11 protein-coding genes are annotated in these 11,860 nt (G+C 71.1%); 5 read left to right on the top strand and 6 right to left on the bottom strand.

Annotated features, from left to right (window positions below; genetic code table 11):
* Positions 1-148 precede the first annotated feature (148 nt).
* On the top strand, positions 149-2,392 hold the full coding sequence (locus tag ABZ928_RS04410) for a glycoside hydrolase family 9 protein (RefSeq protein WP_361514986.1): 2,244 nt from the start codon (positions 149-151) through the stop codon (positions 2,390-2,392).
* On the opposite strand, the gene ABZ928_RS04405 is transcribed toward ABZ928_RS04410, so the two are convergent.
* A complete protein-coding gene (locus ABZ928_RS04405; protein ID WP_361514985.1) occupies positions 2,337-3,836 on the bottom strand; it encodes a cytochrome bc complex cytochrome b subunit in 1,500 nt (499 codons plus the stop codon). The genes ABZ928_RS04410 and ABZ928_RS04405 overlap by 56 nt on opposite strands.
* The gene (gene sigJ / locus ABZ928_RS04400) at positions 3,833-4,750 is read right to left on the bottom strand and encodes an RNA polymerase sigma factor SigJ (RefSeq protein WP_361514984.1); all 918 of its coding nucleotides are present in this window, start codon (positions 4,748-4,750) and stop codon (positions 3,833-3,835) included. Before sigJ ends, ABZ928_RS04405 begins: the two co-directional genes overlap by 4 nt.
* Before the next feature lie 155 nt (positions 4,751-4,905).
* On the opposite strand from sigJ, the gene ABZ928_RS04395 reads away from it, so the two are divergent.
* Entirely contained in the window at positions 4,906-5,520 is a 615-nt protein-coding gene (locus ABZ928_RS04395) for a hemerythrin domain-containing protein (RefSeq protein ID WP_361514983.1), read from the top strand.
* Here ABZ928_RS04395 and ABZ928_RS04390 read toward each other — a convergent pair.
* Together ABZ928_RS04390 and ABZ928_RS04385 are read right to left on the bottom strand one after the other, a co-directional pair.
* Positions 5,517-6,239: a 2OG-Fe(II) oxygenase gene (locus ABZ928_RS04390; RefSeq protein WP_361514982.1), complete on the bottom strand. Its 723-nt coding sequence runs from the start codon at positions 6,237-6,239 to the stop codon at positions 5,517-5,519. The two genes, ABZ928_RS04395 and ABZ928_RS04390, sit on opposite strands and share 4 nt — an antisense overlap.
* A gap of 14 nt (positions 6,240-6,253) precedes the next feature.
* Complete coding sequence (locus ABZ928_RS04385) at positions 6,254-6,781, bottom strand: methylated-DNA--[protein]-cysteine S-methyltransferase (RefSeq protein ID WP_361514981.1); 528 nt, start codon at positions 6,779-6,781, stop codon at positions 6,254-6,256.
* 137 nt (positions 6,782-6,918) lie between these two features.
* Here ABZ928_RS04385 and ABZ928_RS04380 point away from each other — a divergent pair, with 137 nt between their 5' ends.
* From ABZ928_RS04380 to ABZ928_RS04370, 3 genes are all read left to right on the top strand, one after another.
* The gene (locus ABZ928_RS04380) at positions 6,919-7,164 is read left to right on the top strand and encodes a hypothetical protein (RefSeq protein WP_361514980.1); all 246 of its coding nucleotides are present in this window, start codon (positions 6,919-6,921) and stop codon (positions 7,162-7,164) included.
* Between the two features lie 3 nt (positions 7,165-7,167).
* Positions 7,168-7,545, top strand: a complete 378-nt coding sequence (locus ABZ928_RS04375; RefSeq protein ID WP_361514979.1) for a toxin Doc — start codon at positions 7,168-7,170, stop codon at positions 7,543-7,545.
* A gap of 515 nt (positions 7,546-8,060) precedes the next feature.
* On the top strand, positions 8,061-9,662 hold the full coding sequence (locus ABZ928_RS04370) for an RICIN domain-containing protein (RefSeq protein WP_361514978.1): 1,602 nt from the start codon (positions 8,061-8,063) through the stop codon (positions 9,660-9,662).
* Positions 9,663-9,705: 43 nt separating this feature from the next.
* Here ABZ928_RS04370 and ABZ928_RS04365 read toward each other — a convergent pair whose 3' ends face one another.
* Together ABZ928_RS04365 and ABZ928_RS04360 are read right to left on the bottom strand one after the other, a co-directional pair.
* Positions 9,706-10,683 (bottom strand): NAD(P)-dependent oxidoreductase, encoded by a 978-nt coding sequence (locus tag ABZ928_RS04365; RefSeq protein WP_361514977.1) that lies wholly within the window; start codon positions 10,681-10,683, stop codon positions 9,706-9,708.
* The gene (locus ABZ928_RS04360; protein ID WP_361514976.1) at positions 10,680-11,849 is read right to left on the bottom strand and encodes an alpha-hydroxy-acid oxidizing protein; all 1,170 of its coding nucleotides are present in this window, start codon (positions 11,847-11,849) and stop codon (positions 10,680-10,682) included. Before ABZ928_RS04360 ends, ABZ928_RS04365 begins: the two co-directional genes overlap by 4 nt.
* Between the last annotated feature and the right edge of the window lie 11 nt (positions 11,850-11,860).

Here is an 11,860-nt window from a genome sequence, read left to right as displayed (position 1 = left end):
CCCGAGGAGCAGAACACAGTCCGGCTGGGAATCGGTCCTGTCCGGACCGTTGACGGGTGTCATGACTACAACAAACATGGGCCGTCGACCGTCTATTGGGAGCGCTCCCATGGAGAGCGCCGCCCGTAGCTCACCGAGGAGCCCGGACGTGAAAAGACGCACAACCGCCCTGTTGTCCCTGACGGCCCTGCTGGGTGCGGTGCTGGTTGCCGCACCCACCGCCCCGGCCGCGGCCGACGAGGTCGAGCAGCTCAAGAACGGCACCTTCGACACCACCACAGAGCCGTGGTGGACGACCAGCAATGTCACCGCGGGCCTGTCCGAGGGGCAGCTGTGCGCGGACGTGCCGGGGGGCACGGCCAACCGCTGGGACGCCGCTGTGGGTCAGAACGACGTCACCCTGGTGAAGGGGGAGTCGTACAAGTTCGGCTTCACCGCGAACGGTTCGCCCGCCGGACACGTCGTACGCGCGATCGTCGGCCTCCAAGTGGCCCCGTACGACACCTACTTCGAGGTCAGTCCGCAGCTCAGCGTCTCGGGCGACACCTACTCCTATACCTTCACCTCGCCCGTCGACACCACCCAGGCCCAGGTCGGCTTCCAGGTCGGCGGCAGTGCGGACGCCTGGCGGTTCTGCCTGGACAACGCCTCGCTGCTGGGCGGGGTGCCGCCCGAGGTGTACGAGCCGGACACCGGGCCCCGGGTCCGCGTCAACCAGGTCGCCTATCTGCCGGCCGGGCCCAAGAACGCCACCCTGGTGACGGACGCGACCACGAAACTGCCCTGGCAGCTCAAGAACGCCGCCGGAACCGTGGTCGCCCACGGCTCGACCCTGCCGCGCGGCACCGACGCCTCCTCCGCGCAGAACGTCCACTCGATCGACTTCGGCGCCTACAAGAAGCCGGGCAAGGACTTCACCCTGGTCGCCGACGGCGAGACCAGCCGCCCCTTCGACATCGGCACCAGCGCCTATGACCAGCTCCGCCTCGACGCGCTGAAGTACTACTACACACAGCGCAGCGGCATCGCGATACGCGACGACCTGCGCCCGGGCTACGGCCGCGCCGCCGGCCATGTCGACGTGGCGCCCAACCAGGGCGACGGCAACGTGCCCTGCCAGCCCGGCGTCTGCGACTACCGCCTCGATGTCACCGGCGGCTGGTACGACGCCGGCGACCACGGCAAGTACGTCGTCAACGGCGGCATCTCCACCTGGGAGCTGCTGAGCACGTACGAGCGCGCCCTGCACGCCCGCACCGGGCGGCCCTGGAAGCTCGGCGACGGCACGCTCGCCATCCCGGAGAGCGGTAACAAGGTGCCGGACATCCTCGACGAGGCGCGCTGGGAGCTGGAGTTCCTGCTGAAGATGCAGGTGCCGGACGGACAGCCGCTGGCCGGGATGGCCCATCACAAGATCCACGACGAGACGTGGACGGGCCTGCCGCTGCTGCCGAGCGACGACCCGCAGAAGCGCGAGCTGCACCCCGCGAACACCGCCGCGACCCTCAACCTGGCGGCGACGGCGGCCCAGGCGGCCCGTCTGTACCGGCCCTACGACAAGGAGTTCGCCACCCGGACCCTCGCCGCCGCCCGCAAGGCCTGGACCGCGGCCCTCGCCCACCCGGCCGTCTACGCCGACCCGAACGACGGCACCGGCGGCGGTGCCTACCCCGACAGCGACGTCACCGACGAGTTCTACTGGGCGGCGGCCGAGCTGTACCTCACCACGGGCGAGAAGGCCTTCGCCGACTACGTCCTGGCCTCGCCCGTGCACACCGCCGACATCTTCGGCCCCCTCGGCTACGACTGGGCCCGCACCGCGGCGGCGGCCCGCCTGGATCTGGCGACCGTCCCCAGCAAGCTGCCCGGCCGGGACAAGGTCCGCCAGTCGGTGGTCAAGGGCGCCGACGGCTACCTCGCGACCCTCAAGTCCGAGGCCTACGGCATGCCGTACGCCCCGACCGACAACCTCTACGACTGGGGCTCCAACCACCAGATCCTGCACAACGGCATCGTCATCGCCACCGCCTACGACATCACCGGCGGCACCAAGTACCGTGACGGCGCCCTCCAGGGCATCGACTACCTCTTCGGCCGCAACGCCCTGAACATGTCGTACGTCACCGGCTACGGCGAGGTGAACTCCCACAACCAGCACAGCCGTTGGTACGCCCACCAACTCGACCCCAGCCTCCCGGCACCCCCGAAGGGCACGCTGGCCGGCGGACCGAACTCGTCCATCCAGGACCCCTACGCACAGAGCAAACTCCAGGGCTGCACAGGCCAGTTCTGCTACATCGACGACATCCAGTCCTGGTCGACCAACGAACACACCATCAACTGGAACTCGGCCCTGACCCGGATGGCGTCCTTCGTGGCGGATCAAGGCTGACGCTCGCATGCTCCACCAGCTCACCGGGCCGCTCGTGCGCGGTGAGCGTGTGGAGCCGGGCCTGATCGAGCGGCTGGTGCACCTCCACGTACTCACCGTGCGGCAGCCGCTTGATCACCCCGGTCTCCCGTCCGTGCAACACCAGCTCCCGGTCCCGGAGTTGGAGCCCCAGGCAGATCCGCCGCGTCACCACGAAGACGACCGCCGGGACCACGAACACCCCGATCCGCACCGCCCAGGTCACCGCGTTGATCGACAGATGCAGGCGGGTCGCCACGAGGTCGTTGCCGCCGCCCGCCAGCAGGATCAGATAGACGCTGATCCAGGCCGCGCCGATCCCCGTGCGGACGGGACGGTTGCGGGGGCGGTCCAGGAGATGGTGCTCGTTCCGGTCGCCCGTGACCCTGGCCTCGATGAACGGGTACACCCCGATGAAGACCAGCAGCAGCGGGAACACCACGATCGGGATCAGCACACCGAGGACGAGAGTGTGGCCCCACACGTTGATCTCCCACCCCGGCATCACCCGCACCAGCCCCTCGGCGAAGCCCAGGTACCAGTCGGGCTGGGCGCCCGTGGAGACCTGGTCGGCGCGGTAAGGGCCGTACTGCCAGACGGGGTTGATGCTCGCCACGGCCGCGATCACCGTGAGCACCCCGAACACCAGGAAGAAGAAGCCGCCCGCCTTCGCCAGGTACACCGGGAAGAACGGCGACCCGACGACGTTGCGTTCGGTCCGCCCTGGCCCCGCGAACTGGGTGTGCTTGTGGTAGACGACCAGGATCAGATGGGCCACCACGAGCGCCGCCATGATGCCCGGGATCAGCAGGATGTGCAGCGAGTAGAAGCGGGCCACGATGTCATGCCCGGGGAACTCCCCGCCGAACAGGAAGAACGAGAGGTACGTCCCCACGATCGGCACCGACAGGATGGCCCCGTCCACGAACCGCATCCCGGTCCCCGACAGCAGGTCGTCCGGCAGCGAGTAGCCGAAGAGGCCCTCGAACAGGCCGAGCAGCAGCAGCGTCCAGCCGAACAGCCAGTTGACCTCGCGCGGCCTGCGGAACGAGCCGGTGAAGAAGTGCCGCATCATGTGCACGAGCATCGCGGCGATGAACACCAGCGCCGACCAGTGGTGCAACTGCCGGATCAGCAGCCCGCCGCGGACGTCGAAGCTGATCTCCAGCGTGGAGGCGTACGCCTCCGACATGCGCACCCCGTTGAGCGGGGTGTAACTGCCGTGGTACGTCACCTCGTTCATCGACGGATGGAAGAACAGCGTCAGCCACACACCGGTGAGGATCAGCACCACGAAGCTGTACAGGCAGATCTCGCCCAGCAGGAAGGACCAGTGGTCCGGGAAGACCTTGCGCAGATACTTCTTCCCGAACGAGTGGATGCCGAGCCGGCCGTCGAGCCAGTCGGCGACGCGTTCGCCGCTCACTGTTCCTCCTTGTGCACATGGGTGAGCTTCTCGGGGTTGGTGACGATGTAGACGTCGGACACCCGGTCGCCCTCGGGGGTGAGGTCCAGGACCATCACCGCGTACGGTTCGTCGCCCTCGAACAGCACCGCCGCGTCGTCGCCGTTGACGCGCCGGTAGCGCAGTTCGAGGTTCTTCCTCAGGCCCCGCTCCCGGAAACCGGAGATGAGACGGGCGACCTTGTCCCGGCCGTGCACCGGGCGCAGCCCCGCCGCCTTGCGGTTGCCGCCGCCGTCCGTCCACACCGTGACGTCCGGGGCGAGGATCTCCATCAGCGCGGCGATGTCCCCGCCGAGCGTGGCCTCCACGAAGCGTTCGGTCGCCTCCCGGCGGATCCGTGGATGGGCCCGGTACAGCGGCCGCCGGGCGTGCACATGGCCGCGGGCCCGGTGCGCGAGCTGCCGTACCGCCGCCGGGGTGCGCTCGATGATGTCCGCGATCTCGGTGTGGGCGTACCCGAACACCTCGTTCAGCACGAACACCGCGCGTTCCAGCGGGGTCAGCGACTCCAGGACCACCAGCATCGCCATCGACACGGTCTCGGCGCGGAGCGCGGGATCCTCGCCGCCGTCGTCGGCGACCAGCGGCTCGGGGAGCCACGGGCCGACGTACGTCTCACGGCGGCGGGTGATCGCGGCGCGGCGGCCGAGGGCGTGGTTGACGGCGATACGGACCAGGTACGCCCGGGGACTGGCGATCCCCGCCAGGGACGAGCCGGTGGTGCGGGCCGTCCAGGACAGCCAGGTCTCCTGGAGGACGTCCTCGGTGTCGGCGACGCTGCCCAGCATGTTGTAGACGAGGCCGAACAGCAGCTCGCGGTGGGCGACGAAGACTTCGGTCGCCCGGTCGGTGACGGGTGCGGAACTCTCGGTCATGCGTGGGCCTCCCCAGTGGCGCGTACACCACTGCGACAGCCGGCGAGGGCCCGAATGTGACATGGGGAGCCCTGAATGTGACCTATGCCTCACCGCGTCACACGCGTGGGCCGGTCCCTCCTCTTGAAGGGCAAGTCCCGTGACGAGGAGGGAAAATGATCGACCTCACCACCATGTACGCGTCCCACGACGCCTTCCGGCGCGATCTGGAGCGCCTCGCGACCGCCGTCGCCGAACGGCGCGCGGACACCGCCCCGGTCCGGGCCGGCTGGGAGAACTTCAAGCACCAGCTCCACATCCACCACACCGCCGAGGACAGCGACCTGTGGCCGCGCGTCCGTGAACGGGCCGCGGGCCGTCCGCGCGACCTCGCCCTGCTCGACGAGATGGAGGCCGAGCACGCCCGTATCGACCCGCTGCTGGATGCCGTGGATACCGCGCTCGGGGACCGGGCCGCGGAACTCCCGGACCTGGTCCGGGCGTTGGCCGCCACCCTGGACGACCATCTCAAGCACGAGGAGAACAGCGCCCTGCCGCTGATCCAGGACGTCCTGACCACCGCGGACTGGGGTGCCTTCACCGGCCGGATGCGTGAGGTGCAGGGGCTGCGCGGTGCCGCCGTGTTCGTGCCGTGGATCGTGGACGGCGCCCCGCCGGCGGACCGCGCGGCCTTCTTCGGTTCGATGCCGCCGCCGGTGCGGGTCCTCAACCGGCTGTTCTGGCAGGGGAGTTACCGGAAGAAGGGCCTGTGGGCCCAGGACCCGTCCTAGGAGGCGTCGTGGAAGACGATCCCCAGTGCGTGCCGACGGCCCGAGCGCACCGTGCTCACCCCGTGCCGCATCGCCCCCGCCGACCAGCCTCGCTTGGTGCGCACCGGGTGGTCCCTGGTCGTGAACACCAGGCCGTGGCCCTGCCGCAGCACGGTCGAGGTGCCGCGTGACTGGGCCCTGGGCCGCTGCTCGACCATCAGGAACTCACCGCCCGTGTAGTCGGTGCCGTACTCGTCGAGCCCGACCACCACCTGGAGCGGGAAGACCAGCTCGCCGAACACATCACGGTGCAGGGCGTTCCAGTCGCCCTCCCCGTAGCGCAGCAGGATCTGCGCGGAGCGGTCCTGCCCGGCCGCGTGACACCGCTCCAGCCACTCGTCCAGCGCGTCGGGCCAGGGGGCCGGGCGGCCGAGCCGGGCCGCCCAGTCCCGGGCGACCGACAGCAGACGCGGGTAGAGCGCGGCCCGCAGGGCGGCCACCGGGGCGGGCAGATCGTGGGTGAAGTACCGGTACTCGCCCGCCCCGAAGCGGTGCCGGGCGAGGTCGACGGTGGTGCGGAACAGCTCCGGCTTCTCGTACAGCGCCGCGAGGTCACGGCACTCGGCCGGCGTCAGGAGTTCCTCGGTGGGCGCGCTGCCGTGCGTGTCCAGTTCGGCGGCGAGCGCGTCCCAGTCGGTACCGGCGACACGCCGCCGGGCCTGGGTGAGGGTGAGCGTCATGTCGGTTCCTCCCGTCAGCCGAGCATCGGCTGCAGCGCGCCCTCGTGCGTGAGCAGCCGCACCTTCTGTTCCACACCGCCCGCGTACCCGCGCATCGAACCGTCGGCGCCGATCACCCGGTGGCAGGGCCGCACGATCAGTAACGGGTTGGCGCCGAGCGCGGCACCCACCGCCGGAGTGTCCGCCCGGGCCACGCCGAGCCGCGCCGCGAGCGCGCCGTACGTCGTCGTGGTGCCGTGGGGGACGGAGTCGAGGGCCTCCCACACCCCCCGCTGGAACTCGGTCCCGCGGACATCGAGCCGCAGGTCGAAGCGGGTGAGGCGGCCCGAGAAGTAGGCGGCGAGCTGGTCCACCGCCTCGGCGAAGGCCGCGTCGTCGCGCCGCCACTCCGGGCGGACGGTAGGTGCGCCCCGCTGCCCCGGCATGGACAGCGAGACGAGCCCCGACTCCCCGCCCACGAGGAGCAGTTCACCGAGCGGGCTCCCGGTCGTCGTGTAGGTGGTCGTAGAGGTCGTCGTGTGCGTCGTCGAGTGCGTCGTCATGGCTACGAGTCTGCTGCGCGGCCGCGAGCGATGCTGGCGGGAATCGGACATGGCCCTCACTCCTCGCGGTACCCCAATCCAGTGCCTCTGAGCTGCCGGTATTTACGAGTAAGTACCGCAGCGGTACCGTGAAGGGCATGCCAGCTCTCAACGTGGAGTTCAGTGACCGCGAACTAGAGGACCTGCGGCAGATCGCCAAGGAGCGCGGTACGTCGATGAAGGCCCTCGTGCGGGAGGCGGCCGCGGCCGACATCGCGCGGCACCGGGCGCTCCAGGAGGGCGCGGAGGCCTTCCGCAGGTTCTTCGCGTCCCACGCCGACGAGTTCGCCGCCGCGTTCCCCGACGACGAACCAGCGGTCAAGGGCGAGGGGCGGGTCGCCTGACCGATGGCTCCCGTCGTCCACATCGACGTGCCCTGGCTGCTCCAGCGTCACGAAGAGGTCCTGCCCGACCAGCCCACGATCAACGACTTCTCCGCCCTGGTGGCCGCCGTTGCCCGGCACCGCGTCGACCCGCCGCGCCTCGGCGTGGACTCCGACCCGGCCTGGCGTGCCGCCGCCCTCCTGCACACCCTCACCCTGCTCAAGCCGCTGCCCTCGGCCAACGCCCGCTTCGCCTGTGCGACGGCCGTGGCGTACATGTTCGTCAGCGGTGTCGGCATCGACCCGCCCTACGGCGCCCTCGTGGACCTCGCCCGTGATCTGATCTCGGGGAAGACGGACGTCTACGGCGCGGCGGACCGGCTGCGCTCCTGGCAGATATAGAGCAGCCGGCGGACACAGGGCCGGGCCGACCCCGTTCCCCCCTCGGGGCCGCCGACCGAGGGCGGGAGGATCGGGGTCGGCGGCCGTGGCGCGCGGGAGAGCCGCCGTTCCCGCGCGTGGCCTCCGAGGGGCCGATACCAGCGCACCACAGGGGCGTGCACGCCGGGAGCGTGCGCGTCGATCCGGCGCGTGCGCGTGTTTCACACGGGGCGCATGGATTCCCGAAAACCGGTGCGTGCGACCTGCGTTGCGACCGTTTCTGACTTTCCTTCAACGGTACGGATGTTGCTCAAGTGCCTTGTTGGTCATGACCTGCTTGTGCAAGGGTGAACTACTCGTGCGGGGGGTAATGGCCGGGTCTTCTTTCGTCCGGTGGGGAACCCGGGCGGACGGGTCGTTGGTGAATTCGTACTCCTCGCGCCTCGCCGAAAAGGTATGCACCATCCCCGAGCCTTTTGGGCGAGCAGAACTTCTCGTAAGTCACGTGCGCGTGCGCGTGGGAAGGAATCCGCTCAGTGCCCACCCCCCACCCCCCTCGCCCTCCTTACCCGCCGCCCGGCGGAGTTCCGGGAGAATCCGACGACGACCTCGCCTCCCTGCTCCGGGGCCGTCCGGACGGTGAGGCGGCCCAGTCGGCCGCGCTGCTGATGGCGCGGCACTGGCCGTCCGTCCACGAATACGCCGTCATCTGCCTCGCCGCCCGCTCCGACGTGGCGTCCATGGTGACCGCGGCCGCCTTCCACCAGGTCCTGGACCGGCTGGCGCTCGGCGAACAGGCCACCGCGCTGCGCCCCAGGCTGCTGGTGCGGGTGCGCGACACCGTCCTCGAGTGGTCGGCGGAGGACCGAATATCCGGTGCTCTGCCCGATCTCGGGAAACCGGCCGGCGGTCGCGGTATGCGCGCCGCGAAGTCCCTGACCCCCGAAAACCGGAAACTCGCCGAGCGCTCTTTCCAGCTGCTGCCCGGACTCGCCCGCTGTCTCCTCTGGCACACCGAGGTCGAGGCGGAGCCGATTGCCGTACCCGCCGCTCTGCTCGGCATGGATACCGACACCGCGTCGGCCGCTCTCGATCAGGCCCGGGAAAAATTCCGTGAGGGTTGTGTACATGCCCATCGCGAACTCGCGCCGACGAAGGATTGCCGGTTCTACAACCGTCTCCTCGATGTCCCGATTCGCCGGGGCGGAGCCCTGCTGCCGGATGTCCAGCAGCATCTGACGGAGTGCCCTTACTGCCGATTCGCCGCCGAGCAACTGAGCCATTTCGAGGGCGGGTTGGGCGTACTGCTCGCCGAGGCGGTGCTCGGCTGGGGCGCCCGCCGCTACCTCGACTCCCGGCCCGGCCGCGGCGAGTCGGGCCCGCGCGGTCGCGGTGGCGCCCGGCACGGCGGCGGACGCCGGCGCCTGCTGCCCCGTGTCCCAACGCCCGGCCGCCGTCCCCCGGAGGGGCCGAGACCCTCCCGCGTGCTGCTCACCGGAGTGGGCCTGGCCTCCGCCGGACTGCTCGCCAGTGTGCTGGCCGCCAGCCTGATGTCGGACGACGACGGCGCCCAGCCGATCGCCTCCGACAGCGCGACCGGCATCAGCGAGTCGCCCTCCGCCGGCGTCTCCACCTCACCGCCCGGCACCGCCCAACTCCCCATCATCCCCAGGCAGTCCAGGCTGCGGAACGTCGGCGCCGACCTCTGCCTCGACATCCGGGGCGAGGTGCGGAAGGGGGCCTCGACGGAGCTGGAGGCCTGCTCGGACGCCGCGAGCCAGAAGTGGACCTACGACGACGACGGACTGCTGCGCAGCGGCGCGAACCCCGCGCTCTGCCTCGACTCGCACGTGGACGCCGGGGTGGTCATCCTCGGCACCTGCGCGGACGAGAAGAGCGGGCGCGCCGACGACGTGCGCTACGACGTCACCGTGCAGGGCGAGTTCATCACCCGCTGGGACGAGCAGCTCGCCCTGACCTCGACCGCCGGGGCGGCGGACGACGACATCGTCGTCAAGGTACGGGACGGTTCCGCCGGCCAGCGCTGGGTGACGGACTCCGGGTCCCCGAGCGCCGGCGCGCTGTCGGTGCCCGAGACGAGCACCCCGTCCGCGCGGGCGGTCGGGGGGCCCGTATAGGCACGGTCCGGTGGGCCGGGTCACAAGGGGCCCGTGGACAGGCCTAGTTGACGACGTCCCGGGGCGGATCGCCCGCGAGATGGCCGGCCACGTTCTGGACGGCGGCGAGGGCGATCCGCACCAGCGTCTCCCGGGTGACGCCCCCGACGTGCGGCGACAGCACCACGTTGGGGGCGCGCAGCAACCGCAGGGCGGGGGTGGGCGGTTCGGGGTCGAAGACGTCGATGCCCGCCCCGGCCAGCGTGCCCTTCTCCAGGGCGTCGGCGAGGGCGTCCTGGTCGATCAGGGCGCCCCGCGCGGTGTTGACGACGAACGCGGTCGGCTTGAGGAGCGCGAGCCGTCCGGCGTCGAGGAGATGCCGGGTCTCGTCGGTCAGGGGCGTGTGCAGGGAGACGTAGTCCGCGGTGCGCAGCAGCTCGTCGAGCGGGACATGGCGGGCGCCGCCCAGCCGCGCCTCGGTCTCCTCGGGCAGCCGGCGCCGCCCCGCGTAGACGACGGTCATGTCGAACGCGACCGCGCGCCGGGCCACTTCGCGCCCGATCTGCCCCAGCCCCACGATGCCGAGCGTCTTCCCGGACAGTTCGGTCAGGGAGCGCTGGAGCCGGGGCAGCGCCCAGTCGGCCTCGACGAGCGCGGTGTGCGCCGGGACGAGTTGCTTGGCCAGCGCGAGCATGAGCGCGAAGGTCTGCTCGGCCACGTTCTGCGCCTCGGCCCCGCTGGACCCGATGGTGCACACCGCGGCGCCCCGGGCCCGCGCCGCCTCCGCATCGACGTAGTCGAAGCCGTGACTGGCGCACTGCACCAGCTCCAACTCCGAGGCGGCGGCGATGTGTTCGGCCGTGACCGGGGACAGGGCCGTGATGATCACATGCGCCGAGCGCAGCGCCACCGGGTCCTCGTCGGCCGTCTCGACGACGGTCACGTTCGCCTCGCCGGCGAGGAGCGTGGCGAGCCCGGCCCCGGCCGTGCGGCCGCCCACGTGGGGCGGGACGACCGCGAGCACGTTCTTCGTGGTGGTCATGCGGGGTCCTCGATGAGGTCGGCGGGTCCGACGGCGGTGGGGGTGGCGTGTCCGGACAGGGCGAGGGTGAGGTCCAGTTCGGCGAGCAGACAGCGGATGACGTGCTCGACGCCGGGCTGTCCGTCGAGGCCGAGCCCGTACACGTACGGCCGGCCCACGAGCACCGCCCGCGCGCCCAGCGCGAGCGCCTTGAAGATGTCGTCGCCGGTGCGGATCCCGCTGTCGAAGAGGACCGTCAGCCGGTCGCCGACCGCCTCGGCGACGCGGGGCAGCGCGTCGGCCGCCGCCACGGAACCGGCCACCTGACGCCCGCCGTGGTTGGACACCACCACCCCGTCCATCCCGGCGTCCGCCGCGGCCCGCGCGTCGTCCGGGTGCAGGACGCCCTTGAGGACGATCGGCCCGTCCCAGTGCTCCCGCAGGAACGCCAGGTCCGGCCAGGTCTTGCCCGGGTCAGCGAACATGCCGACGAAGTGCATCACGGCCGCGTTCGGATCCTCCGCCACCGGCTTGGCCAGACCCGCCTGGAACGCCGGGTCGGAGAAGTAGTTGGCGGTCCCCACCCCGTGCAGGAAGGGGAGGTACGCCTGGTCGAGGTCGCGCGGCCGCCACGCCAGCAGCGGGGTGTCGAGCGTGACGACGAGCGCGGTGAAGCCGGCCGCCTTGGCCCGGTGGAGGAAACTGAGCGCCACCTCGGGGTCCTTCGGCCAGTACAGCTGGAACCAGCGCTCGGCGTCCCCCATCGCCTGAGCGACCTGCTCCATCGGCGTGCTGGACGCCGAGGACAGGATGTACGGCACCCCCTGCGCGGCGGCGGCCCGGGCCGCGGCGGACTCGGCCTCCGGGTGCATGATCGACAGCACGCCGACCGGCGCCAGGGCCAGCGGAGCGGGCAGGGCACGGCCCAGCACCTCGACCGACAGATCCCGCTCGTGCACGTCCCGCAGCATCCGCGGCACGATCCGCCGCCGCCGGAGCGCCGCCCGGTTCGCCAGGGCGGTGCTCCCGTCACCCGCGCTGCCCGCCACGTACCCGACGGGGCCGGGGCCGAGCCGCTGCTCGGTGAGCTCCTCAAGGCGGGTCAGATCGGTGGGCAGGCGCGGTACGGCGCCCGACATGCCGTTCAGATAGATCTCGTACTGGAAGTCCGCCCAGTGCTTGGCCATGTCGTACGTCC

Source organism: Streptomyces sp. NPDC046909 (genome assembly GCF_040644695.1).
GTDB lineage: Bacteria > Actinomycetota > Actinomycetes > Streptomycetales > Streptomycetaceae > Streptomyces.
This window is presented reverse-complemented; position numbering and strand designations above follow the sequence as displayed.